General features: G+C 71.1%; 19 protein-coding genes and 1 pseudogene. 14 read left to right on the forward strand and 6 right to left on the reverse strand.

From position 1 onward, the window contains the following. Positions 1-11: 11 nt before the first annotated feature. Positions 12-725 (reverse strand): GntR family transcriptional regulator, encoded by a 714-nt coding sequence (locus tag SANBI_RS08160; RefSeq protein WP_179912953.1) that lies wholly within the window; start codon positions 723-725, stop codon positions 12-14. 161 nt (positions 726-886) lie between these two features. On the opposite strand from SANBI_RS08160, the gene SANBI_RS08165 reads away from it, so the two are divergent. Then, positions 887-1,810, forward strand: coding sequence for a family 43 glycosylhydrolase (locus SANBI_RS08165; protein WP_319160667.1), 924 nt, complete (start codon positions 887-889; stop codon positions 1,808-1,810). A gap of 50 nt (positions 1,811-1,860) precedes the next feature. Here SANBI_RS08165 and SANBI_RS08170 read toward each other — a convergent pair whose 3' ends face one another. After that, positions 1,861-2,664 carry a PaaX family transcriptional regulator gene (locus tag SANBI_RS08170; RefSeq protein ID WP_319160669.1) on the reverse strand — a complete coding sequence of 268 codons (804 nt, stop codon included), beginning with the start codon at positions 2,662-2,664 and terminating at the stop codon, positions 1,861-1,863. Between the two features lie 325 nt (positions 2,665-2,989). Here SANBI_RS08170 and SANBI_RS08175 point away from each other — a divergent pair. Further along, positions 2,990-3,661 (forward strand): annotated as a pseudogene (locus tag SANBI_RS08175) (alpha/beta hydrolase family protein); the annotation flags it as partial. 184 nt (positions 3,662-3,845) lie between these two features. On the opposite strand, the gene SANBI_RS08180 reads toward SANBI_RS08175, so the two are convergent. After that, complete coding sequence (locus SANBI_RS08180; RefSeq protein WP_319160671.1) at positions 3,846-4,502, reverse strand: hypothetical protein; 657 nt, start codon at positions 4,500-4,502, stop codon at positions 3,846-3,848. Positions 4,503-4,643: 141 nt separating this feature from the next. Between SANBI_RS08180 and SANBI_RS08185 the strand changes: the two genes are divergently transcribed. The 3 genes from SANBI_RS08185 (at position 4,644) to SANBI_RS08195 (ending at position 7,305) form a co-directional block, all read left to right on the forward strand. Continuing rightward, positions 4,644-5,927: a sensor histidine kinase gene (locus tag SANBI_RS08185; protein ID WP_319160673.1), complete on the forward strand. Its 1,284-nt coding sequence runs from the start codon at positions 4,644-4,646 to the stop codon at positions 5,925-5,927. Then, complete coding sequence (locus SANBI_RS08190; RefSeq protein ID WP_319160675.1) at positions 5,924-6,673, forward strand: response regulator transcription factor; 750 nt, start codon at positions 5,924-5,926, stop codon at positions 6,671-6,673. Before SANBI_RS08185 ends, SANBI_RS08190 begins: the two co-directional genes overlap by 4 nt. A 68-nt stretch (positions 6,674-6,741) precedes the next feature. Next, positions 6,742-7,305, forward strand: a complete 564-nt coding sequence (locus SANBI_RS08195; protein WP_319160676.1) for a GbsR/MarR family transcriptional regulator — start codon at positions 6,742-6,744, stop codon at positions 7,303-7,305. Positions 7,306-7,351: 46 nt separating this feature from the next. On the opposite strand, the gene SANBI_RS08200 is transcribed toward SANBI_RS08195, so the two are convergent. Together SANBI_RS08200 and SANBI_RS08205 are read right to left on the reverse strand one after the other, a co-directional pair. Beyond that, positions 7,352-8,395 carry an iron-siderophore ABC transporter substrate-binding protein gene (locus SANBI_RS08200; RefSeq protein WP_319160678.1) on the reverse strand — a complete coding sequence of 348 codons (1,044 nt, stop codon included), beginning with the start codon at positions 8,393-8,395 and terminating at the stop codon, positions 7,352-7,354. 166 nt (positions 8,396-8,561) lie between these two features. Continuing rightward, the gene (locus SANBI_RS08205) at positions 8,562-11,459 is read right to left on the reverse strand and encodes a LuxR C-terminal-related transcriptional regulator (RefSeq protein WP_319160680.1); all 2,898 of its coding nucleotides are present in this window, start codon (positions 11,457-11,459) and stop codon (positions 8,562-8,564) included. Positions 11,460-11,794: 335 nt separating this feature from the next. On the opposite strand from SANBI_RS08205, the gene SANBI_RS08210 reads away from it, so the two are divergent. The 6 genes from SANBI_RS08210 (at position 11,795) to SANBI_RS08235 (ending at position 17,902) form a co-directional block, all read left to right on the forward strand. Beyond that, positions 11,795-12,493 (forward strand): SipW-dependent-type signal peptide-containing protein, encoded by a 699-nt coding sequence (locus tag SANBI_RS08210; RefSeq protein ID WP_319160682.1) that lies wholly within the window; start codon positions 11,795-11,797, stop codon positions 12,491-12,493. Further along, on the forward strand, positions 12,490-13,152 hold the full coding sequence (locus SANBI_RS08215; RefSeq protein WP_319160685.1) for a signal peptidase I: 663 nt from the start codon (positions 12,490-12,492) through the stop codon (positions 13,150-13,152). Before SANBI_RS08210 ends, SANBI_RS08215 begins: the two co-directional genes overlap by 4 nt. 100 nt (positions 13,153-13,252) lie before the next feature. Continuing rightward, entirely contained in the window at positions 13,253-14,176 is a 924-nt protein-coding gene (locus SANBI_RS08220; RefSeq protein WP_319160687.1) for a hypothetical protein, read from the forward strand. Further along, complete coding sequence (locus tag SANBI_RS08225; protein WP_319160690.1) at positions 14,173-15,999, forward strand: choice-of-anchor G family protein; 1,827 nt, start codon at positions 14,173-14,175, stop codon at positions 15,997-15,999. The genes SANBI_RS08220 and SANBI_RS08225 overlap by 4 nt, the downstream gene beginning before the upstream one ends. Positions 16,000-16,593: 594 nt before the next feature. Continuing rightward, positions 16,594-17,169, forward strand: coding sequence for an ECF RNA polymerase sigma factor SigK (sigK, locus tag SANBI_RS08230; protein WP_056132469.1), 576 nt, complete (start codon positions 16,594-16,596; stop codon positions 17,167-17,169). Then, positions 17,162-17,902, forward strand: coding sequence for an anti-sigma factor (locus SANBI_RS08235; RefSeq protein WP_319160693.1), 741 nt, complete (start codon positions 17,162-17,164; stop codon positions 17,900-17,902). Before sigK ends, SANBI_RS08235 begins: the two co-directional genes overlap by 8 nt. Before the next feature lie 1,130 nt (positions 17,903-19,032). On the opposite strand, the gene SANBI_RS08240 is transcribed toward SANBI_RS08235, so the two are convergent. Continuing rightward, positions 19,033-19,740, reverse strand: coding sequence for a fasciclin domain-containing protein (locus SANBI_RS08240; protein WP_179912964.1), 708 nt, complete (start codon positions 19,738-19,740; stop codon positions 19,033-19,035). A 218-nt stretch (positions 19,741-19,958) separates the two neighbouring features. Here SANBI_RS08240 and SANBI_RS08245 point away from each other — a divergent pair, with 218 nt between their 5' ends. From SANBI_RS08245 to SANBI_RS08255, 3 genes are all read left to right on the forward strand, one after another. Further along, positions 19,959-21,932: a cytochrome c biogenesis protein CcdA gene (locus SANBI_RS08245; RefSeq protein WP_319160695.1), complete on the forward strand. Its 1,974-nt coding sequence runs from the start codon at positions 19,959-19,961 to the stop codon at positions 21,930-21,932. Positions 21,933-22,329: 397 nt separating this feature from the next. Continuing rightward, positions 22,330-23,028 carry a GAF and ANTAR domain-containing protein gene (locus tag SANBI_RS08250; protein ID WP_319160697.1) on the forward strand — a complete coding sequence of 233 codons (699 nt, stop codon included), beginning with the start codon at positions 22,330-22,332 and terminating at the stop codon, positions 23,026-23,028. A 126-nt stretch (positions 23,029-23,154) separates the two neighbouring features. After that, entirely contained in the window at positions 23,155-24,078 is a 924-nt protein-coding gene (locus tag SANBI_RS08255) for an SDR family oxidoreductase (RefSeq protein WP_319160699.1), read from the forward strand. The last annotated feature ends 89 nt before the right edge of the window (positions 24,079-24,167 follow it).

Raw genomic sequence — 24,167 nt, forward strand, 5'->3', positions numbered from 1 at the left:
CGAGAGTCCTCTCACGTCATCATCCGGGTCATGGCCAGGGCGTTCGCGGCGCGCTCCATGACGACGTCCTGGGAGGCGCCGACGTGGTGGCGCAGCGCGTCGAGCGCTGCTGGGAGGCGGTCGCGGACGACGAGCTCGGCGATCTCGATGTGCTCGGTGATCGTGGCTGTCATCCGGTTCTCGGTCAGGTAGTCGTACATGCGCACGGAGCGGATCCGACTGTTCACCTGGACCAGCGCCTGGGTGAGCGCGGGGTTGCCCGAGGCGTCGACGAGCGTCGTGTGGAACTGCTCGTCCTCGGCGACGAACCCGGCGTCGGGGGTGGGGCGGTGGTCACGGTGGCCGTACCAGCGGTCGAGCTCGGCCTCGAGGCGCGGACGGTCGTGGTGGATGTCCACCTCGGCGATGGCCCGCTCGATGCCGCGCAGCTCGAGGGTCACGCGGAGCTCGTAGAGCCCCGCGAGCTCGTGGAAGCTCGGCAGGTAGAGGTAGAGACCGCCGTCGCGCTTCTCCACGAGGCCGTCGGCCTGGAGCCTGGCGAGGGCCTCGCGCACCGGGGTGCGGGAGACGTCGTGGCGCTCGGCGATGCGCTCCTCGGCAAGCCTCTCGTACGGCGAGATCCGGCCGTTCATCAGCTCGTCGCGGAGCGCCAGGTACACCTGCTCGCGCCTCGAGGCGGGGCGCTGCGGGGGTGTCGACACCACCGGGTCCAGTTCTGTGCTCATGGATGTATACAGTCCTGGACACATGTTTCGCGGGTGCCCGTGCTGTGTTTCCGGGGCGTTGCCTCTGGGCCTGGCGTGTTGCCACGAGGTGACTTCTTGCCCGAGGAGCGGGCCAGCGCCGTCTCGTGAGCCTGGCGAGCGCTTTCCGGTACGGTGGTCCGGTGACTACCGAGCACCCCCACGACGGCGTGGGCACACAGACCTCCCCGGTGCTCCCGGGGTACTACGCAGACCCGAACATCCTCGCGATCGGTGACAGGTACTACGTCTACGCGACGACCGACGGCTACGAGGGCTGGGGCGGGACCCACTTCGAGGTGTGGGAGTCGCCCGACCTCGCCACGTGGACCAACCGCGGCACCATCCTCACCCTCGGGACCGACGTCTCGTGGGCCTCCCAGCACGCGTGGGCGCCGGCCGCGATCGAGCGGGACGGCAAGACCTACTTCTACTTCACCGCCGAGCAGTCTGTCGGGGTGGCCGTCGCCGACTCACCCGTCGGCCCCTTCCGGGAGATGCTCGGCCGCCCCCTCGTCGACAAGCGCGACTACGGCGACGGCCAGCAGATCGACCCGGCGGTCTTCGTCGACACCGACGGCCAGCACTACCTGCTGTGGGGCAACACGACCGGGTACGTCGTCCCGCTCGACGACACGATGGCCGGGTACGACCCCGCCGAGGTGAGGGTCGTCGAGGGGATCCACGACTTCCGTGAGGCGCTGTTCCTCGTCGAGCGCCACGGCACGTACTACCTGTCCTGGTCGGTCGACGACACCCGCTCGGAGGACTACCGCGTCGCCTACGCGACGGGCCCCTCGGTCTACGGGCCGTGGACGAACCGCGGGGTGATCCTCGCCAAGGACCTCGAGCAGGGGATCCGGGGGACCGGGCACCACTCGATCCTCCAGGTGCCCGGGACCGACGAGTGGTACATCGCCTACCACCGCTTCGCGATCCCGGACGGCGACGGCACCCACCGCGAGACGACGATCGACAGGTTGGTCTTCGAGGAGGACGGGAGCATCCGCGCGGTCGTGCCGACCGTGGGAGGCGTCGCGCCGATGCCTGTCCCCGGGGTGGCCTGACGCGGACGCCCGGCTCTTGCTGAACCTCTCGGCTCACCCTGTCTCGACAGCTAGGCCTGTGCCGCCGGAGGCCACCACCCTCGGTAGACGGGGGTCGCGCTCTCCTTCGAGAGCGTCTCCCACCGGTCCGCCCAGGTGGTTCGGGTCTGAGACGGCGCCCACGGGGCTCCTCGCAGTTCGAGGGGGAGCAGCGGGTCGTCGCGGATCGCGACCTCGAGGGCGTCGGCGAGCAGGAGCATGCGCACGACGACCGGCACCTCGGGGTCGGAGGCGTCTCGGCGGAGTGCTTCGTCGAGGGTCGCGTAGGCGGCGATGGTGGGCCCGCTGGGCCACAGCATCTCGGCGATCACGGTCGGGCTGGTGGCGCCTCGGACGTCGAGGTCGCTGGTCGTGGCCGTCGACAGGTACGGGCGGGCGTCGCCCGTGAGCTCGCTGCCCAGGTCGTGGGGACTCACGTAGAGGCCCGTCGAGATGGCGACAGCGCCGAGCTCGTGGAGCCCACGTCGGAGAGTGTCGCGGACTGCCCGCTCGCGTTCAGGGGTCGTCACCGCCATCAACCGCCAGTGCCCGTCCCACGGGGCGTCGCCCGCGTCCTGGGCGCGGGCGAGGGTCAGGCTCTCCCGGTCGCGCTGCAGGCGCCGCCGTCCGGTGCTGGTGAGGCTGAGCGTGCCTGCGCGTCCGCGCCCTGCCTGATCCACGTCGCCGCTCGCGACCAGGCGCCGGATCGCCAGCCGGACGGGCTGGTCTGCGAGCCCTGCGAGGTTGGCGGTGTCGTAGACGACCGCGAGGGGGACGTCTCCCGCGGGTGGCAGGAAGGCCTCGACGACGGTCCGCGGCGAGATCTGCGGTGTCACCGGCTGACCTCGAGCTCCATCATCGTGTACCCGTCGAACCCGTCGAACCCGTCCACGGGTGCGAGGGAGGCGGTGAGACCTTCGTCGGCGGTCATGTCTTCCATGCACCAAACCTATCGCATAGTCTACGAACGTGCAGAAGAAGATACGTAAGCGCATCGCGGTTGCACTCGTCAGCCTCCTGACAGTCGCAGCCGTCGTCGTCGGCGTCGCTGTCGTCGGCAACAGCTATCGCTTCGAGCTGAGGGCTGTCACGATCCCGGGACCCGACGGCGAGCTCGACGGTGTCCTGACGCTCCCGCCCGAGGGCACGGCCCGGGGCCTCGTGGTGATGGTCCATGGTGACGGACCGGTCGAGGCGACCCAGGGCGGTCTCTACTCCCCGTGGTTCGAGGGCGCAGCAGACGCGGGGTTCGCCACGCTCTCGTGGAGCAAGCCAGGCGTCGGAGGTTCCGAGGGGGACTGGCTCTCGCAGTCGATGGAGGACCGGGCGGACGAGGTCTCGGCTGCCGTCGACTGGGCTCAGGGGCGCGACGGCGTCCCGACCAGGACCATCGTGCTCTGGGGAGCGAGCCAGGCGGGTTGGGTGCTCCCGAAAGTCACCCGGGATCGCGACGACATCGACGCCGTCGTCGCTGTCGGGACCGCGATCAGCTGGCTCCGGCAAGGGCGCTTCAACCTCCTCGCCGAGCTCGAGCACGACGGCGCAGACGCGCGAGGGCGAGAGAGGGCTCTCTCGGACAGCGACCAGACCCGGGTCTTGCTCGGACACGGTGCCTCCTATGAGGAGTACCTGGCATCGACGGCCAGCACAGACCCCATGACAGAGGCCCGCTGGGGATTCGTCCTGAAGAACGTCGACTCCGACGCGACCGACGACCTCGTCGCCTCAGCCTCTCGCCCGATCCCCGTGCACCTCATGGTCGGCACGCACGACCGCAACGTCGACGTGGCCGAGACCGAAGAGACCTACAGGTCGATCTTCGGCTCTCGGCTCTCCGTCACCCGCGTCGACGGAGCACATTCCCTGGCCCGACCCGTGATGGAGGACCACGACCTCGTCGGGCTCGTCACCGGGACGGTCTGGCCCCGGGCGCTCCTGGCCCCGGGAGCGATCGACGACTACAGCGCGTTCCTCTCCCGGGTGGCAGAGGACCCGTGTGAGGGGCTGACGGTCGACCCTACGGGCGCCCTGTCCGCGGACCGAGCGCGACCCACACAGGGCCGGTCACGAACCAGATCGCGAGCACCACGCCGATGCGTGCCATCCAGCTCCACAGGGCGTCTCCGGGCCACGCCGTGACCGGTGGGACGCCTGACCCGGCGACCAGGCTCAGCGCGAGGAGCACAGCGCCGGCGATCACCGCGGCCAGCACGGCCTTGCCGAAGTCCCGCAGCTCCTTCGGCAGAGCGGCGATCCCGTCGCGCGGGCCCCGCACCGGTGCGGGACCGTCGGCGTACCTGTGCGCGAACCGTACGTCGGCCCAGCGCACCAGGGAGTGCCCGAAGGCCACGGTGAACCCGAGGTAGACGGCTGCGAGCCCGTGCGAGAAGCCGGGCGGGGTGCCTCGTGCGACGTCGACGACCGAGGCCGTGACGAGCACCAGGTCGACGACCGGCACGCACACCAGCAAGATCCCGCCGAGCCGCGGCCGCCGCATCGGGTAGCGGGCGACGAGCCCGGCCGCGAGCACGACCCAGAAGCCGATCTCGCAGGCGATCACGAGCAGGACGAGGGGGTTCTCCGAGAGCAGGTCTTCCATGCCTCGATCCTGCTCGGCGCGCCCGGCCGGGTCGTCGGCCGACCGGGCGATCCTCGGGCAGCACGGAGCAGGCACGCCGTACATCCTTCGGGCGACGCGCACACGATCGCGATGTGGTCGAATCGACGGGTGCAGCCCGCCTCCCCACCCCGGTCCTCAGCGTCTGACCGACCGCACGAGAGCCCTCTCGACGTTCGCCTGCCCTCTGACGACGCTGTGGCGCTCACCCGTGACCTCGACGACAGGCTGACGCTCGCCCGGCGGACCGAGCCCGGGTGGTTCCGGACCGACCTGCGGGTCGCTCTCGCCGTGCTCGTCGCGGGCCTCGTGCTGCTGGCCGTCGGGCTGTCGGGCCTGTGGGCGCAGGACGAGGCCCTCGACCCGGACCGCTGGTGGCACGCGGTCCCGCTCGTGCTCGGTGCATCGGTCATGGTCGGCAAGCGGCGGCGGCCCCTGCTGGCCCTCCTCGCGGGCCTCGTGCTGCTCGCCGTCGACACGGCCCTGGGCGGCAGCCTCGGGACCGTGGTCGTCGTGCTCGACCTGCTCTACTCGGCGGCCCTGTTCTCCTCACACACTGGGCGCCAGGTGCTCGTCGTCACGGCGTGGTGCCTCGTCGGGGTGTCGGCGGTGGTCGCCGGCGTGTCCTCCGAGGGCGACCCGCGGGCTGTGGTGATGGGTGTGATCCAGGCCGTCGGCTTCCTCGTCGTGCCGCTGTGGTGGGCGGCGAACGTCCGGACGTCGTCTGAGCTCGCAGCCCTCGCCGAAGAGCGGGCGACGCTCGCCCGTGCCCACGCCGACAGCCTCGAGCGCATCGCCGAGCTCGACCGTCGGGAGTCCGTCCAGGCCGAGCGCCGCACGATGGCCCGGGACCTGCACGACGTGGTCGCCGGTCACGTCTCGGCCATCGCGATCCGCACGGGTGCGGCCCTCGCAGGACCAGCAGGCCACGAGCGAGAGACCCTGGAGATGGCCCGCGAGACGAGCCTGCGGGCCCTGGCGGAGATGCGCACCATGATCGTCCTGCTGCGCGCGGACGACCGCGCGGGCGGCCCGGTGAGCGCACCGGGCACCCTCGACGACCTGGCGGCTGTCGTCGTGGCCCACCAGGGTCACGGGGCGGTGGCCGCTCTCGACGACAGGGCTCCGCGCGACCTGCCTGCGGCGGTCCAGCAGGCTGCGCTGCGGATCGTCCAGGAAGCGTTGACGAACGCCGCGAAGCACGGAGCGGCCGGAGAGGTGCGCGTCGTGCTGGAGCCGGGCGACGGCGCGCTCGTCGTGAGGATCATGAACCCGCTGCGAGACGCCTCCCACGTCGGCGTCCCTGAGCCGGCCGCGATGCCAGAACACCTCGGTCTGCCCGCCAGCCCTGGCACAGGCCTGCTCGGCATGCGTGAGCGCGCGGAGAGTCTCGGGGGTAGCTTGACCGCCGGACCTGCCGGGGGTGTCTGGTCGGTGCAGGCCACGATCCCGGCGTCGCGCCCAGAGGAAGGTGCCCGGTGATCCGGGTCGTGCTGGCAGACGACCACGCCGCTGTGCGGGCAGGCCTGCGGTTCCTGCTCGAGACGGCCGCGGACATCGAGGTCGTCGCCGAGGTCGGTGACGGTGCCGCGGCCGTCGAGCAGGCGCGACGGCTGCGCCCCGACGTCGTGCTCATGGACGTGCGGATGCCTGGCACCGACGGCATCACCGCGACCGCGACCATCACCGCCGAGCGGCTCGCCGAGGTGCTGGTCCTGACCACCTTCGACCTCGACGAGTACGTGACAGGAGCGCTCGGTGCCGGCGCTGCCGGGTACCTGCTGAAGTCAGCCGAGCCGCACGAGCTGGTCGACGCGGTCCGCCGGGTGGCGGACGGTGACGGGGTCCTCGCCCCCGAGGTGACGCGGCGGGTCATCCGGGCGCTGGCCGCGGCTCAGCCTGCACCAGCCCAGCGAGCCCCCGCAGGACGGCCGGACCAGCCAGGGCAGCCACACCCGTCAGCATCGCCGTCGGTCGTGGCACCGCCGCGGCGACAGTCTGCGACCGAGCAGGTGAGCGACCCGGTCGCGCGGCTCGGCGACCTGACGCCGCGGGAGCGCGACGTGCTCGAGGCGCTCGGCCGCGGGCTGACGAACCAGCAGATCGCGACCGAGCTGTTCGTCAGTGCCGCGACGGCGAAGACACACGTCTCCCGTGTCCTCATGAAGCTCGGGGTGAGCTCGCGCGTGCAGGCAGCCCTCGTCGCCCGGGACGCGGGGGAGCGTTGACGTGCCGCCCCGGCCGGACCCCGCGTGGCACCGCGGCGAGCGCATCCCGGGCCTGAGAAGATCGGCAGATGCCCGACCCGACCCGTGACGCCACCGCCCCGCGTGACGACTCTGCCCCGCGTGACGACGACCCCGCCCCTCGGGACCGAGCCGAGCTCGAGCCCTGGTTCGTCGACCGCTACGCGCAGTACTGGTCGTCGCAGGGTCTCTCGGTGATCGAGGGACGGATGGTCGGGCACCTCCTGCTGAGCGACCAGCCGGTCTCGGCGGACGAGCTGGCCAAGGCCTCGGGGGCGAGCCGTGGGTCGGTCTCGACCTACACACGGCGGCTCGTCGAGATCGGCTTCGTCCGCCGCGTCAGGCGCCCGGGGGACCGCTCGCACTATTTCGTCATGGACGCCGACGTGTGGGGCGGCTTCCTCGACAACGAGCACGCCTACCTCGTCAAGCAGCGAGAGCTCGCGAGCACGGCGCTCGAGCTCATGCCGCCCTCGGGACCCGCCCACGAGCGGATCCGCAACATGCACGGGTACATGGAGTGGCTGCTCGGCTACTACGGCACGCTGCGGTCGGAGTGGGCGCGGCACAAAGAGGGTCTGGCCGGGGCGGACGAGAACCCGCCCCGGCCCTGACCGCTGTGCTGCCCTGACCCGCTCTGCTGCCCTGACCGCCCTGCTGCTACTGCTCGATCTTGCCGACGGCCTCGTCGATCATCGGCACGAAGCGCTCGAGGGCCCACGGGACCGTGAGGGGGTTGATGATCGAGGACCCGGTGACGAAGCTCTGGTCGGTCGGCGCGACGACAGACCCACGGCTGATCGCGGGGATCGCCTGGTAGAGCGGCTGGGCCTCGGTCTCGGCGCGCGCGTCGGCGTCGGAGTAGAAGGTGAAGATCAGGTCGGAGCCGGCGAGCTTGTCGGCGTTCTCGAGCCCGATGAGCGCGGAGTCGGTGCCCTCGGTCTCGTCGAAGGTCTCCACGACGGGGTCGACCGTGAGCCCGAGCCCGCGGACCATCGCGACCCGCTGCTCGTCGGGCAGGAACACCCCGAGCGATCCGGGATCGGTGGTGTAGATGTACGAGAAGGTCACGTCGGCGTACTCGGGGTGCGCCGCGGCGGCCTCGGTGAACTGGTCTTCGATGTCGGTGATGAGGTCCTGCGCCTCGTCAGGCTGACCGAGGGCCTCGCCGATCGTCGTGATCTGCTCGTCCCAGTCGATGCTCCACGCGAGGTCGGGGTAGGCGACCGTCGGGGCGATCTCGGAGAGCGTGTCGAACTGCTCCTGCGTGATCCCGGACCACGGCGCGAGGATGAGGTCGGGCTCGAGCTCGAGGATCGCCTCGATGTCGATCTCCGTCCCGCCGGTGAACTGCGCCGGGAGGTCTTCGCCGGACTCCTCGAGCGCTTCGTGGATCCACGGCAGGTAGCCGGTGTCGTCGGAGCCCCAGGGGTACTCCTCGATCCCGACGGGGGTGACACCGAGCGCGATCGCGGTCTCCGCCGACCCCATGCCGAGGGTGACGACCCGCTCGGGGGCGCTCTCGACGACCGCGTCGCCCAGGGCGCTCTCGATGGTGACGGGGAAGGCCCCGTCGGTCGTGGCCGGTGTGCCTGTCGACGACTCGGCGGTGCTGTCGGCGGACCCGCAGCCGGCGAGGGCGACGGCTCCGGCGACGAGCGCTGCCGCGAGCACGGGCCGGCGCGCTGAGGGGAGAGCGAGCATGGGTGGAGCCTTTCGTCCGAGGCCGCAGGGTGCGGCTTAGTGAAGGCTCACCTTAGTTGGTCGTTCAGAAGTTCTGAAACTTCGTGGTGCAGCCCACAGGAGCGACTGCGCAGACGGGCGCAGGTCTCGCACTGAGGCGCAGGTCCCGCACTGCGAACCGCGGACCTCAGTACCGGTGGTGACCGTCGAGCTCCGCCAGCCGTCCCGCCAGCTCACGCCTGGTCGCGGCTCCGAGCTTTCGGCGCGCGAGGTAGACGTGCGACTCGACGGTCCGCACCGACAAGAACAGACGACCGGCGATCTCGCGGTTGCTCAACCCCCGCCCGGCGAGCACCGCGACCTCTCGCTCGCGGGTGGTCAGTGCCTCCTCTGACCCGTCTCCGTCCGACCGGGCTGCCCGGTCCCGCCACGCCGAGAGCGCGTGCGGGCTGTCAGGGTCGAGCAGCCTGACCGCCTGCTCCTCGCACGCGTCCGCGAGCTGGCGCATGCCCAGCCCTTCGAAGGTCCGGGTGAGGTCGGCCAGCGTCGCGGCGTCGGCTGTCGACGCTGCGATGACGTAGTCCGCAACCGCCTGCAACGACCCGATGTCGGTCTGCTCGCGAGCGGCCGTCGCGGCGTCGACGAGGTCTTGGCGCCGCACCGAGCCGTCGACGCTCGACGCAGCCTCCGCCGCCGCGAGGAGCGCGATGGTCGGCTGGGCTGCGGCCTCGGCGGCACGCAACGGGGTCGGCGCGACAGGAGGTGCGGCGGTGGTCGGGTCCACGAGACGCCGGACGGAGTCCACGAGATAGCGCGACCACCGTGAGGTCGTCGTCCCCGGAGCCTCGACGGCTGCGCAGAGCTCGTCGGCCTCGGCGGTCCGGCCGAGACGGGCCAGGGCCGCTGCCCGCATCGTCACGAACCACGCGTGCGTCTCGTGGGTCGAGGGGCGCGGCGCCCTGGCGAGCGCTGCGCCGACCTCGGCCTCGGCCGTCGCGTCGTCGCCCGCAGCGAGGGCGACGTACCCCGCGAGAGCGCTCAGTGTGCTCGTGTGCGCGACGTCCCGGGCGGCCACGGCGCGCTGCATGAGGGCGTCCAGGCGCGACGGCGTGTCGACGAGCCCGACGGCGCAGGCCAGGTGCGCGGCGAGCGACGCCGAGAAGAACGCGGTCCCCTCGTCGACGACCTGCTGCGCGGTGGGGGAGCCCGCCTGTGCGACGAGGCGCGCGTGCAGCTGTCGGCCGTTCGTGGTGATCGACTCGAGCTCGGCGCCGTGACCGAGGAAGGCGGCCGACGTCCCCGCCAGCGCACAGGCGCGCAGCCTGAGGACGAGGGCAGCGCTGTCGTCCTCCATGAGGGTTCGGGCGTGCCCGAGTGCCTCGCGCCAGTGCATGGCGCGCAGCGCGTGGACCGCAGCGCGCAGGGTCTCGACGGACCGGACGGGTCTGTCGGCGGCGTCGGCTCCGATTCCGTCGCCACCAGCTCTCTCACCACCAGCTCCCTCACCACGGGCCCCGTCCCAGTCGTCGAGCTCGGCCCGCCACAGGGCGAGGAGCTCGAGCTCCTCGCCCGGCCCCGAGAGTGGCCCGGCTGGGCCGCCGGCTGTCGGGCCCTCCCCGGCGTCCTGTGCGTGCGGCACCGGGAGCCCTTCGAGACCCCGGCCGAGGATGTCGTGCGCAGCGCGGACGCTGCCGAGGGCGGCCAGCGCCCGAGACGCCTCGACAGCCGCAGCAGCACGGCGGCTGCCTCCGAGCGCGTCGCTGCGGGTGCTGTCACCGCTGCCTGCGCTGTCGGGGCTGACGGCGCTGTCGAGGGCGAGCATCGCGTGCGACAGCGCACCGTAGGGCTGGAGCATGGCGTTGGCCTTGCGTGCGGCCTCTGTCGAGATCCGCCTCACCTGCCGCGGGGTGACCGAGGGGGTCACGGACTGCGGGCCCCCGGCTGACTCGACCCACGCGTCCGACAGCACGAGGCACTCGAAGGGTCCGAGCACGACTCCTGCACCGTCGAGCTCGATCATCGCTCGCAGCGCACGGGCAAGCTGTGGACCAGAGGACCCCTCAGGGTCGTCGAGCAGCACGGCCTCGGCGTCGACGGGGGTCGCCCGCAGCGTCGAGGACCCCGCCCCGGTGGGGGTGACGCACCCGTGCCGGACGAGCCGACGCAGCGTGCCCTCGCCGACGTACCGGGCGGCCCGCTCCGGGTCGAAGCCGTCCAGCCGCCAGAGCAGCACGAGAGCCCGCCGGTCCTCGGTCGACAGGCTCGCGAGCCGGCGCCTGGCCCGCTCGGCGACCCGGGGTGGCAGGTGCCCTGTGCCGTGGATGCCCAGCAGGTCGCGCTCAGCGGCTGCCCGGTCTCTGCGCAGCGCGTCGAGGGTCAGCTCGCGGATCGTCACGGGAGAACCACCGCTCGCGGCGAGGATCGCGTGCCGGACCGCGAGGTCGAGGCGACCGCTGCCCGCGACAGACCTGACGAGGTCGTGCCCGTCGGCGTCCGAGAGGCCCGTGAGGTCGATGCGCCCAGCACCCGCGTCCAGCCAGAGCGACGTGAGCCGGGCGACTGCGGAAGCGCGGGCCGTCGGCGCCGTCGAGGGCGTGTCGGTCGTGGCGACCAGCACGATCCGGCCGTCGGAGGCCAGGTCGCAGAGCATCTGCAGGTGGTCCTCGTCGAGGAGGTGGGCGTCGTCCGCGAGGACGACGGTCGCCCCTGCGGCCGACGAGGTCCCCCCGAGGGCTGTGAGGTCCTCGGCGCCCGCAGCGACCGTGGGGATCCGGCGGACCGAGCCCGACCCGGCCGCCCGGGACGGGTCGTGCACTGACGAGACGATGAGCCCTGGGGTCGACGTGGCCGATCGGACCGCCACGACCTTGAGGTCCGGCACAGACTCGACGACCCGTGCTGCGAGGTAGGACCGCCCAGAGCCCGGGACCCCGAGGACCACCACGCTCGTCCCGGAGCGCACGTGGCGCTCTGCCTCCAGCACCAGCTGGTCGCGAGCCGGCCTGGGCGCTCGTCCTCGCCGCCCCGCAGCCCCGGCTCCGCGCTGCCCGCTCACGCGCTCTCTGGCGTTCGCTCCGTCGGTCATCTCTGCCCCCCGCAGATCGGTGCCCGTGCTCGCGGCACGACCCACCGGCGGCCAGGTCTGTCCCCGGGGGTGGGTGCGGCCGGGGTGCTGCGTCCGGACCGCGGATGTGACGCTCGACACTGCAAACACTACTGGGGGACTACCGGTCCCGCTCCCCGAGACTCACCCGTACTGCGTGGATGGTCGTCACCCGCTACCGGGATCACGCCCGGGCGCATGGTGATCGGCCAGGCCCGACCTAGCGTCGTCTCATGGCTGGCGCACCACGTCGCGCCGCCGCTCTTCCGGTGACCAGGGGGCACCGGAAGAGCACCACACTTCACAAGGGGAGCACCATGACAGGACGGCGGACGGCGAAGGTCTCACGAGGGACGCGTCGGAGCTCGAAGTTCAAGGCGATGCTGGCCGGGGGCGCCGTCCTCGGGCTCGGCGCCACCGTCACCCTGGCAGCCTGGACGGACACCGAGTGGGTCTTCGCCGGCAACGCCGCCGGCAACGGGCCGGGCCTGGGGACCTCGGTCTTCGAGGTCGAGCAGAACGTCACCAACCCGTACACCGAGGCGTCCTTCGTCCAGAACGAGACGAACCCGGGTGGGGCGGTCCAGTTCGGGGTCTCCGCGCTGACGCTCACCCCCGGGGATGCGGTCTACGCACCCGTCGCGCTGCGGACCGTCGCCGGGTCGATCGCCGGCACCGTCACGCTGCAGCCCGCTGTCCCGGCGACCGGGATCACCGTCACGGACGCGAACCAGGCGCTGTTCAACGCCCTCACCGTCCGCGTCGCCGTGAGCGCGACGACCACCACCTGCAACGCCGCGGCCTTCACCGCCGGGACGATCATCGCCAACGGCCCGCTCGCCACGACAGGCGCGAGCGCCGGTCAGGCCTTGAGCGCAGCTGGAGGCAACGTGCAGCACTACTGCTTCGAGATCACGCTGCCGGCCAACCCGACGCTCCCCAACGGGACCGCGCTCAGCGCGCTCCAGGGCCGCACCGCGGCGCCCGCCTGGAACTTCTCGGCGGTCTCCGGGTGACCCGCGCGTCCCGTGGGTCGGGACGCGTCCAGCAGGCCTGCCTGAACGTCGCGAGCGTCGTCGGGGCGCTCGCGATCCTCTGGTTCTTGCTCTCCCTCCTCCTCGGCTGGTCCCTCGTCCTGTTCAAGACAGGGTCGATGGCACCGACCTACCCGACAGGTGCCGCAGCCGTCGCGGTCCCCGTGGCGGCCGACGAGATCGAGCCCGGGGACGTCGTGACGGTCCCGCGCGCCGCAGGCGGGCTCCCGGTGACCCACCGCGTCGTGTCGGTCGCGGACCCGGGCACCGGAGACGGTGCGCGGGAGCTCGTGCTGAAGGGCGACGACAACGCGACGCAAGACCTCGAGCTCTACACGGTGACCGAGGCGGACAGGGTCGTCGTCGGAGCCCCCTACGTCGGGTACGCCGTGACGCTGCTCGCGCAGCCCAAGACCCTCGCGATCCTCACGACGGTGGTGGCTGCGCTCACCGTGTGGGTCTTCTGGCCGCGCGACGAGGACGACGCAGACGGGGAGCCGGAGCAGGCAGAGGACGGTGCGACGCAGAACGGCGGGCTGGCACCGGCTGGCACCACCGTCGGATCTGCTCCCGGGACGACACGCGCCACGCTGCGCGAGGGACTGCGACCACCACCGACGACGCACGAGAGACCGACCTGACCGGCGACCGCAGGCGGGACGCCTGAGGAAGGGGCAGGAGGTGAGCAGGGTGCCAGGGGAGGGTCAGGTCCGTGGACGTGAGAGGACGAGGGGGCGACGCGTGGCGCTCGCCTCCGTGGGTGCGCTCATGATCGTCCTCGGAGCAGTCCTCGCCGCCCGCGCCGACGTCCTGACCGTCCCGTCGCCGGCTGCCCTCGAGGTGGCAGAGCCCGATCCTGAGCTGCTGGTGTCCTCGGACTGGGGGATCGCCGAGCTGTCCGACCTCAGGCCCGGGCAGCCGGCCTACTGGTTCGTGGACGCCGCGGTCGACGGTGTCGCCGGCGCCAGGCTCACGCTCCAGATCCGCAAGGACGGCGCGCTCATGGAGGTCCCCAACGGTGTGGTCGTCGTGGTCGAGCGCTGCTCGGTCGAGTGGGTCGACGGGCCTGGGGGTCCGTCCTGCGACCTCGGGCGGACCGTGATCGCCACGGCGACCCCCGACGACGACCTGTCGACGTCCAGCCCGCGGTACTGGTTGGACGCTGTCGACTCCCGGGACCCCTCGTACGTGATGGTCACGCTGTCGATCGAGGACACACCGGAGAACCGGGCCGACACGGCCCTCATGGGTCTCACGGGCTCGCTCGGGCTCGGGATCACGGCTGTCGAGGCGGTCCCCGGCGAGACCGACCCGCCGACAGAGCCGCCCACCGATCCGCCGACAGACCCGCCGACGAGCGAGCCGACGGGGAACCCGACCGGATCTCCGACGGGCGAGCCGACCGGCGGACCGTCAGGCTCGCCGGGGGGTCCCGGTGGCCCGGGAGACGGCGGCGACACCCCGCCGGCGGGCGGCGGTGGGGGAGACCTCCCCGGTCGAGGGACTGCCGGTCTGCTCCCCACCACCGGCGCCGGCGGTGCTCTGCTCCTCTGGGTCGCCGGGCTGGCGCTCGTCGCCGGCGGGGTGCTCACGACCGCCCACGCAGCAGGGCGCCGCCGACCCGCCGTCGAGGCTGCCGCCCCGACTCGTGGAGACCGTCGATGACGAGCCGGCGCAGGCTCGAGCCTCTCAGCCCAGGCGCGCTCGGCCGGGTGCGCTGGGACGCCGTCCTCGTCTGCCTGCTCGCCGGCGTGCTCGTGGTCGGCGGAGCGCTGCGCGCAGTGCCGACCCTCGCGTCGTGGACCGACCAGGAGTGGACGCACGGGACCGTCGGGACCTCGCAGATCCGCTGCGGCACGGACACGAACTTCCGGGCGCAGGCCCAGTCGAAGGCGCTCGGCGGGTCGTTCCTGGGGACCGACCTCGAAGGGCTCGCGGCGGCGCGGGGGATGAGTCTCGCGCGCACCCCGACCACGGCGGCCGTCCCGACGCCGTCGACAGCGACGGACCTCGCACCGAACGACGGCGACCCGACACTCGACACCTACGGCAACCCGCTCGCGGTCACCGGCCTGACCGGGATCACCGGGCTCTCCGTCTCGGGTCTGGGCACAGGGCTGCCGACGGGGTCGCCCGGTGCCCTCAACCAGGTCGCGCAGGTGACGACCAAGGGCCGCGCCGCAGCCGCCTCAGGTCTCGTGGACGCGACAGGTGCTGTCCTCGTCGGCGCGTCGACCCCCGCGAACCAGCTCCCGCAACCGGCCGTCCTGGACCTCTCGTCGGTGTTCTCGGGGATCACGAACGTGACCGCCACGAGGATGTCGGTCGGGGCGACAGGCTCGAGCGCGTCCCTGGACTTCTGCTCGTCTCTCCTCGACGACCTCTGGGGCCCCGGGACTGTCACCGGGATCACCCGCAGCTACGGCGTGGCTGGCCTCGGCCTGCAGATCGACAGCCCGACGGTCGCAGCGCTCGTGACCGACGTCAACGCGACGGTCACCTCGCTCGGTACGGCCGTGTCGGCCCTCGGCGGGACGAACGGTCAGGTCGCCGTCGCGATCACCAACGGCGTGCAGAACGCGTCGAACTCTGTGGTCACCGGGCTCACGGCGACGCGGACCTCGAGCACGGTGACGGTCACGACACCGGACTTCACCACGGCCCTGGGGGCGCTGCGCACCACCCCGCTGACGGACGGGAAGGTGACGGTCGACCTCGTGAACGGCCGGGTGACGGTCAACCTCGCGACGCTCCTCGGCAGTGACGCGGCGGGGTTGAACGGGTTGGCGCCGAACACCTCGCTCCAGCTGAGCAGCGCGGCAGTCGCGTCGATCGCCACGCGGGTCGACGCCCTCGTCCAGACCTGGTCGAACCAGGTCTCTGCGGCGCTGCTCTCGGCGGTCCGGGCGGTGACGGTGACCTCTGACGTGACCGTGGCCTCCAGGACCGCGGGGCTGCTCGACGTGACCTCGACCCGCTCCCAGCACGTGGGCACCATCGGTGCCTACCTCGACCGGAGCGCTGTCTTCGCCCCCGTCGTGACCGAGACGGGGCTGGCTGCCGTGCTCAACCCGATCCTGGGTGCACTCCTGCCGGGCCTGACCGTGAACTCCTACGCGGTGAGGATGCGGGCGGCTCTGCCGGCTGCTCTCCTGACAGCGATGAGCAGCGCGCTCACGGCACAACCTGTCGGGCAGGTCACGACGCTCGGGACCACGCTGACGACCCGGCGGGGCACCCTGGTCACCGCGGTCCAGGCTGTGGCGAACCGCATGCCGGGTGCCCTGGCGATCGCCGTGAACGTCCAGCCCGACGTCGCCGGTGCGCCGCCGGGGACCGTCCCGGTGCCCGGCGCGCTGCCGTACACGAGCCCGACCTACTCGGTCACCGCACTGCGTGTCGGCGTCGTCTCGGCCACCGCGCCGACAGGCTTCGCCTATCTGTCGTGGGCACGGTCGACCGTCGGCCCTGTCGTGCAGGTGCGATGACCTCGCACAGACGACCCTTGCGCGGCTCGCCGAACCTGTGCTAAGTTCTACGAAGTCGGTTCACGCCGACGATCCTTGCAGATGCCGTTCAACTGGCACGCAGGAATCACACTTCGGTTCGATGCGCGGTGCCAACACCCGCCCAACGACCCGGTTCGGCACATGGTTGCGTATGTCGGTTGGCTACGGACAACATGTGAACCGAAGGCACCACACGATGGCTCCCAAGCTTGCCGGGAGCGGTTCAAGCTCAGGGATGAGAACAAATGCCTGAGCAGGCGATGTGGTAACAGCTGTTGGTCTCATGACATAGAGAAGCGGCCCGCCCCAGTAACACGGGGGTGGGCCGCTGCTGTCTGTCCGGATGGTCCGTTCCCGGTCGCTCTGGTCGCGGGACCCGGGCAGCGCGTGCTCGCGGGGGAGCCCTCCTGACCGTGCTGCGCGACCGGTGACCGCCGATGTCACACGGGTCTCGATCACAGTTCGGCAACTCTGACCCATCCGGGCGTGCGAGGGCTCCGAACCTCTGATATCCCCGGCGTCGCCGGGGTGTCCAGATCGAACGAATCCCAGGACGTGAGGCAGACTGAGCGGGTGCCAAACCCGAGGACGAGTCAACCCGATGCGATCGACGCAGCGCTGAGCGCGTGCGCCGACGGCAACCCGGAGCTGTTCGCCCCCGTCTACGACTCGCTTGCGCCTGCAGCCTACGGAACGGCTCTCGGTGTGCTCCGTGACCCGGATCATGCCGCAGAGGTGGCCCAGGAGGTGATGGTCGAGGTGTGGCAGACAGCCGCACGGTTCGACCCAGCCCGTGGGTCCGCCCGTACCTGGGTGGTCACCCTCGCGCGACGCAGAGCTGTCGACAGGGTCCGTTCAGAGCAAGCCCGACGACACCGTGACCAGAAGGACACGGACGAGAAGGGCGCAGGAGGTGAGTACGACATGGTTGCCGAGCACGTGGAGCAGCGGCTCGAGGCCGCAGGCGTCCGCAGGTGTCTGGGGTCTCTGACCGACACCCAGCGTGATGCCGTCATGCGTGCCTACTACGGCGACCGTACGTACCGTGAGGTGGCCGAAGACCTCGGTGCCTCCCTCCCGACCGTCAAGAGCCGCATCCGCGACGGTCTCATCCGGCTTCGCAACTGCTTGGGGGTGGACCATGCCTGACACAGACGACCTGACCCCCGAAGGCCCTCGGGACCTCATCGCCCCGTACGTCTTCGACCATGTCGACGACCTCGAGCGACGCCAGGTCGAGCGCCTCGTGGCCGCCGACCCCGACGCACGCCGAGAGCTCGACGAGTTCCGTGAGGTCGTGGCGGCCTTCACCGTCGACACCGCACCTCCGGCGTCGATGCGCAGCCAGGTGCTCGCGTCGATCACGCAGCCGGCGGCGGCGCCCGTGCGCCTCGCCGAGAAGCGGCACAAGCAGTCCGCCGCAGGACGCCCGTCCACAGTGCGTCGCCGATGGGTCACCCTCGGGGTCGCCGCAGCAGTGGCCGCGGGCATCGCGGTCCCGACGAGCATCGCCGTGCAGTCGCACTCCCAGCAGCAGCAGCTGCAGGCCGAGGCTGACGTCGTCGCCCAGATGGTCGCCGACCCGACTTCCCGCGTCCTGCGGGCCGAGGTCGAGGGAGGTGGCGAGGTCAGTGCTCTCGTCTCTGCCGACCGCGTGTTCCTCTCCACCTCGGAGATGGCCGACGCCGACGCCGACAGCGACTACCAGCTCTGGGTCATCGACGGGGAGCAGATCAGCTCGCTCGGTCTGATGCACCCCGAAGACGGCTCGACCTCGGCCCTCGTCGAGGCCGGCTCAGGTTCGACGCTGGCTGTCACCGTCGAACCCCGGGGCGGCTCGGAGCAGCCGACCACGGACCCGATCGTCGCCGTCGAGATCTGACGCGACCCGCACACCGCGTGCCGCCCAGCAGGGCGGCACGACGGCTCCACCACAGAGGCGGGGCGACCGAGAGGTCGCCCCGCCTCTGCTGCGTCCTGCATCCCCGGCCGCGATGCCCGAGGTCGCACCGACCCACTCGAGGTCGTACGGACCCACTCGAGGTCGTACGGACCCACTCGAGGTCGTACGGACCCACTCGAGGTCGTACGGACCCACTCGAGGTCGTACGGACCCACTCGAGGTCGTACGGACCCACTCGAGGTCGCACGGACCCACCCGAGGTCGTACGGACCCACTCGAGGTCGCACCGAACGATCCGAGGTCGCAGGAGAAGCCTGACCCGAGGTCGTACGGACCCACTCGAGGTCGTACCGCCAGACCCGAGGTCGTACGGATTCACTCGAGGTCGTACGGACACGCCAGATTGCTCTGCTCTGCCGGAAGTTCTGGCGTGTCCGTACGACCTGGTTGCAGATGGTGCGACTTCGTTGCTCACGAGCACGGCAGTTCGCTCCGTCTGGCTGGGGGCCGTCGGCTCGTCGGAGCCCGACAGCCGTGCCGGTTGCGCTGGCTGGTGCTGGTCGGCGCTTCGGTTCGGTGCTGCGGCGCGTTGCCGACGCGCTGAGACACACTGCGTCGTGAGGTGGCATGACGCGACAGGACGCGCTGCGGTGTCCGCCGGTGGTCGTCAGGCTCGACCGCTTTCGTCGCGACCACCCAGGTGCTGGCCTCACACCATCGGGCGCTGCTCAGCAGCCCACGTCGGGGGCAGCTGGTCCCTTCGGGCCCGGGGACAACGAGAAGCTGGACAGCTCACCACCCACATCGGGGCGACGCTCGTCCGCTCGTCCGCCTCGCCGCCGCACGACCGAACGCCTCGCCACCGCGCGACAGCCCGACCGCGCCATTGCGACCGCGGCCGCGACAGCGTGACCGCGTGACCGCGTGACCGCGTGACCGCGTGACGGCGTGACCGCGTGACGGCGTGACCGCGTGACCGCGCGACCGCTCATCTCACCGTCCCGCGCTCTGCCCCCGGGCACGCAGAAGGGCCCGCTCCCCGGGCGGGGGGAGCGGGCCCTTCTGGTGCGCTGACGCCGTGCCGGTGCCGTGGGGCACCTACGTCAGAGTCACATCGTCGGCATCAGGACCGAGTCGACGAGGTAGACGGTCGCGTTGGCGGTGACGACTCCACCGCAGATGACGTTGGCGTCGTTGACCATGAGCTCGTCACCGGAACCGGTGACGTTGACCATGCCACCCTCGACGGTCTCGTGCTCTCCGACGATCTGGTCCGGGGTCAGCTGGCCGGGGACCACGTGGTAGGTAAGGATCTTGGTGAGGGTGTCGGCGTCGGTCTTGAGGCCCTCGATGGTGGCGGGGTCGATCTTGGCGAAGGCGTCGTCGACCGGTGCGAAGACCGTGAAGTCACCACCGTTGAGCGTGTCGACGAGGTTGACGTCCGGGTTGAGCTCGCCGCTGACAGCTGCGGTGAGCGTGGTCAGGAGCGGGTTGTTCGAGGCGGCCACGGCGACGGGGTCGGTCGACATGCCGGTCACGGAGCCGGCGCCGTCCGGGACAGCCTCCGCGTAGGCGGCGCAGCCGGGGCCGACGAGGTTCGCGGCCGGGTCCATCATGGCGCCGTCGGTGGCGTCTTCGGTCGCGTCGTCCGTCATGGCGTCCGTGGTGGGGTCGTCGGTCATGGCCGGCGCCTCGGTCGTGGCGTTGACCGACGCGCTGTCGTCGGCGGTGTCGTCGGACGAACATGCCGACAGTCCGAAGAGGGCGAGGACTGCGACGCTGGTGACTGCGTAGGACTTGCGGGTAAGAACGTTCATCGGTCTCTCCTCAGCTCTGCCGCCCCACGTCTGCGGGGCGTCTCACGATCAGTTCGGAGCCGCTGTGACGGTGGATGGGTGTGGACGAGAATCTTTTTTCTCGGCCTCCCTCTCCGGGGCGACTCACGGACAGTTCGGAGCCGGTGGCGGGTCCGGATGGGTGGGACATGGATATTTCTCAGACCCATCCGGGCGGCCTCTGAGAACGAACCGCTGCCATGGAAACGCTCATTCTCATCGGGCTCATCGGTGGCCTCATCACCGGTATCTCACCGTGCATCCTTCCGATGCTCCCGGTGATCTTCTTCGCAGGAGGTATCCAGGGCGCTCGTCCTGGCGCTCCGGGCGAAGGCACAGACGGGACGACGGCCTCGGCCGACGGTTCCTCACCAGCTGCCGCACCCACCTCGTCCCTGTTCGCCGGGGCGCCGGGCGCGGTCACCATCAACAGCCGCGGCACCGTCGCCGTGGCAGACCGGCCCAAGGTGGGTGCCGGCGACTCGGTCGGCATCGGCAAGGGCAAGGGCACGAACGGCAAGCCTGCTGACGGCAAGCCCGCCAAGGAGGTCTCCGCACGCCGGAAGTCTCTGCGCCCCTACCTCGTCATCTCCGGCCTCGTGCTGAGCTTCTCCTTCTTCACCCTCCTCGGTTCTCTGATCCTCAACGCGCTCGGTCTCCCTCAGGACCTGCTGCGCTGGGTCGGGCTCTCGCTGCTGGCCATCATCGGAATCGGGATGATCGTGCCGCGCCTCGAGGAGGTCATCGAACGACCGTTCCAACGCATCGCAGCACTGGGTGCACGGCGCGGTTCGGCGCGACAGGACCGCGGGGCCTTTCTCCTCGGCCTGGGCCTCGGGGTCCTGTACGTGCCGTGTGCTGGTCCGGTCCTCGCGGCGATCACCGTCGCCGGTGCGACCGGGAACATCGGGGCTGACACCGTCGCCCTGACGGTCTCCTTCGCGGTGGGTGCGGCCATCCCGCTGCTGATCTTCGCGCTGGCCGGCCGTCGGGTCGCCGAGCGTGTGGGTGCTTTCAAGCGCCACACCAAGGGCATCCGCATCTTCGGCGGCGTGACCATGATCCTGCTGGCGATCGGTCTGGCCTTCAACCTCCCGCAGTACCTGCAGCGTGCACTGCCCGACTACACGGGTTCGCTGCAGTCCCAGATCAACGAGTCGGGCACCGTGCAGGAGGCCCTCGACCTCGGTGGCATCGTCACCGACGAGAACCGTGAGCTGTCCAACTGCTCCAACGGTGCGTCCGAGCTCGAGAGCTGTGGCCCTGCGCCCCAGCTGAGCGGCATCAACAACTGGTTCAACACGCCCGGTGACGAGGCGCTGAACCTCTCCGACCTCAAGCAGGAGGGCAAGGTCGTCCTCGTGGACTTCTGGGCCTACTCCTGCATCAACTGCCAGCGTGCGATCCCGCACGTGAACGCCTGGTACGACCAGTACAAGGACGTCGGCAAGGGCTTCGAGGTCATCGGTGTCCACACCCCTGAGTTCGCCTTCGAGCGGGAGACCCGCAACGTGGTCGCCGGTGCCGAGCAGCTCGGCGTGACGTACCCGGTCGCCCAGGACAACGCGTACTCGACCTGGACCAAGTACCGCAACCGTTACTGGCCCGCGCAGTACCTCATCGACTCTGACGGCACGGTCCGCCACATCCGCTTCGGCGAGGGTGGCTACGAGAACACCGAGAAGCTGGTCCGTGAGCTCCTCGAGCAGGCCAACCCCGGTGTCGAGCTGCCGCCCGAGACCTCGGTCGACGACGGCACCCCGCAGGACAAGACGACTCCCGAGACGTACTTCTCCTCGACGAAGGTCGTCAACTACTCCGGCGAGCAGGACTACAAGACCGGTGAGTTCACGGTCAACCCTGACCAGCCGAAGGACACCTTCTCCCTCGGTGGGTCCTGGACCCTCGACCCCCAGGGCGCCACGGCGGCCGCTGACGGTGCGACAGTCCAGCTCGCCTACTCGGGAACCAACGTCTTCACCGTCCTCGGCGGAGAAGGCACCGTGAAGGCGACGATCAAGGACGCCGACGGCAAGACCGTCGACACCAAGGAGATCGAGGTCTCGGGCAACCCGAACCTCTACCCGGTCCTCGAGGGTGATGCTGCGACGACAGGCACCGTCGAGCTGGAGCTCCCGAAGGACGTCCAGATCTTCACGGCCACCTTCGGGTGACCGACCGGTCGCCGCCCCTGACAGGGGTGGCGACCCCCACGGACCGGCGCGCGACCGGCGAGACCCCACCCCCTCCGGGTCTCGCTGGTCGGGCGCCTCGTGCGTACCCGGGGAGGGCGGGCTGGGTCGGCTGGGTCGGGCAGAGCGGGGCGGGGTGGGCCGGGGACGGCTCGTGCGGGGCCGATCGCCTGCCGCCGTCGACAGGTCCGGGAGCCCCCGACCACGCTCAGGCGTAGTGTGACGCACAAGACGGTGCTCGGGTCGCCTGCAGGAGCCGGACGCCCGCGTGCGGGCACGCCCCGTCGTCGACCGCCTTCGTCCACCATCTGCAGCCCGGTGCACAGGCCGCCCCGCACGGACCGCTCATGACAGGTACGCCAGCACGAGGGAGCAGCAGATGGTCAACGACGTCAGCGTGCTCGCCGAGCTTGCCCTGTACGTCGCCCGCCTGCCGCCCGAGAACCCGCTCGCGCTCCGGCTGTGCAGCGCCGGAGCGACCCTGCTCGGAGCGAGCGGAGGGTCCCTGACGCTCACCTCGACCCCGGGCGCCCCCTTCGTCCTGGCGACGACGGACCGTGTCGCGGAGCAGGTGGAGTCTCTCCAGGAGGTCCTCGGGGCCGGGCCGCGCGTCGAGGCGCAGCGGACGGCGAGACCTGCGACGCTCGTCGTGGGAGACGCCCCTGACGCGCCGTCCTCGCTCGCGCAAGAGCTCCGGGCTGCGGTCGGCCCGCTCCGTGTCAGCTCCTTCCCGATGCTCGTCGCCGGGGCGGTGCTCGGCGTGCTGAGCGTCCACACGCCGTCCGAGGCCAGGCTCACGCGGCAGGACGACGAGGCGCTCGTGGTCGCCTCGATCATCGGGGGAGCGTTGCTGCGCGACGTCGACGACGATTCCTCGACGATGCTCAGCGGCTGGCCTGCACGGGCTCGGGTGCACCAGGCAACGGGCATGGTGATCGCCCAGCTGCGCGTGAGCCCGGACGATGCGCTCACGCTGATCCGGGCGCACGCCTACGCCCAGGGCACCACTGTCGCCGCAGTGGTCTCCGACCTCCTCGACGGACGTCTCGTGCTGGGCCCGGGCGACACCTCGACGTGAGACTGGACGCGGCGAGGCACCAGGTCGCCGCGACCTCGACAGTGGTCCACAGACCTCCCGGATGCGCGAGCGGCCTGCCGACCGCACAGTGGGAAGACCCCATCACGACCTTGGAGGTCCATCCCCATGACTTCTGCGAGCACCCGCTCGTCGGGCACGAACGACCAGCTGACCTTCCAGGACCCGGTCTCGAGGTTCGAGGCCATCGAGCCGCCGGCCGAGAAGAAGCCGGAACCGGGTCTCGACAGCGATCTCACCCCGGAGGCAGACCTCGGCGAGCACTCCTACCGCGGCACCGGCCGTCTCGAGGGCCGCAAGGCGCTCATCACCGGAGGTGACTCCGGCATCGGGGCGGCCACGGCCATCGCCTTCGCCCGTGAGGGCGCTGACGTCGCGATCGCGTACCTGCCGGTCGAGGAGAGCGACGCCGAGAACATCGTCCGCATCATCGAGGAGGCGGGCCGTACGGCTGTCGCGCTGCCCGGGGACCTCATGGACCCCGAGTACACCGCAGGCCTGGTCCAGGCTGCCGTCGACGGGCTCGGCGGGCTGGACATCCTCGTCAACAACGCCGGCAAGCAGATGGCCGTCGAGTCGATCGAAGACCTCACGGACGAGCAGATCACCCAGACCTTCACGATCAACATCGAGGCGATGATCCGCATCTCCCGCGACGCCGCCAAGGTGCTGCCCCCGGGGTCGGCGATCATCAACACGACGTCGATCCAGGCGTACAACCCCTCGCCGAACCTCATCGACTACGCGTCGACGAAGGCTGCGATCAACAACTTCACCAAGGGGCTGGCCCAGCAGCTCGCCCCGAAGGGCATCCGCGTCAACGCAGTCGCCCCCGGGCCGATCTGGACGCCGCTCCAGCCGACAGGCGGCCAGCCGGCCGACGCGCTCCCCGAGTTCGGGCAGCAGACGCCGCTGGGCCGTGCCGGTCAGCCGACCGAGCTTGCGCCCGCCTACGTGTTCCTCGCCTCGCCCGAGTCGAGCTACGTGCTCGGCGAGACGCTCAACGTCAACGGCGGCACGCCCGCCCCGTGACACCTCAGGCCCCTGGGCCCGTGCTGGACGCACGGGCCCAGGGGCCTGGCCGTACCCATCCGCTGCACCACCCGGACCACCGGGCCGTC

This window comes from Sanguibacter biliveldensis (genome assembly GCF_033798665.1).
GTDB classification, from domain to species: domain Bacteria; phylum Actinomycetota; class Actinomycetes; order Actinomycetales; family Cellulomonadaceae; genus Sanguibacter; species Sanguibacter inulinus.

Bases quoted from the DNA above. Each gene is read 5' to 3' on its own strand.
- SANBI_RS08160 (WP_179912953.1), bottom strand. From the start codon at position 725: ATGAGCACAGAACTGGACCCGGTGGTGTCGACACCCCCGCAGCGCCCC.
- SANBI_RS08195 (WP_319160676.1), top strand. From the start codon at position 6,742: ATGCCCGACCCGACCCGTGACGCCACCGCCCCGCGTGACGACTCTGCC.
- SANBI_RS08200 (WP_319160678.1), bottom strand. From the start codon at position 8,395: ATGCTCGCTCTCCCCTCAGCGCGCCGGCCCGTGCTCGCGGCAGCGCTC.
- SANBI_RS08205 (WP_319160680.1), bottom strand. From the start codon at position 11,459: ATGACCGACGGAGCGAACGCCAGAGAGCGCGTGAGCGGGCAGCGCGGA.
- SANBI_RS08210 (WP_319160682.1), top strand. From the start codon at position 11,795: ATGACAGGACGGCGGACGGCGAAGGTCTCACGAGGGACGCGTCGGAGC.
- SANBI_RS08225 (WP_319160690.1), top strand. From the start codon at position 14,173: ATGACGAGCCGGCGCAGGCTCGAGCCTCTCAGCCCAGGCGCGCTCGGC.
- SANBI_RS08235 (WP_319160693.1), top strand. From the start codon at position 17,162: ATGCCTGACACAGACGACCTGACCCCCGAAGGCCCTCGGGACCTCATC.
- SANBI_RS08240 (WP_179912964.1), bottom strand. From the start codon at position 19,740: ATGAACGTTCTTACCCGCAAGTCCTACGCAGTCACCAGCGTCGCAGTC.
- SANBI_RS08245 (WP_319160695.1), top strand. From the start codon at position 19,959: ATGGAAACGCTCATTCTCATCGGGCTCATCGGTGGCCTCATCACCGGT.
- SANBI_RS08250 (WP_319160697.1), top strand. From the start codon at position 22,330: ATGGTCAACGACGTCAGCGTGCTCGCCGAGCTTGCCCTGTACGTCGCC.
- SANBI_RS08255 (WP_319160699.1), top strand. From the start codon at position 23,155: ATGACTTCTGCGAGCACCCGCTCGTCGGGCACGAACGACCAGCTGACC.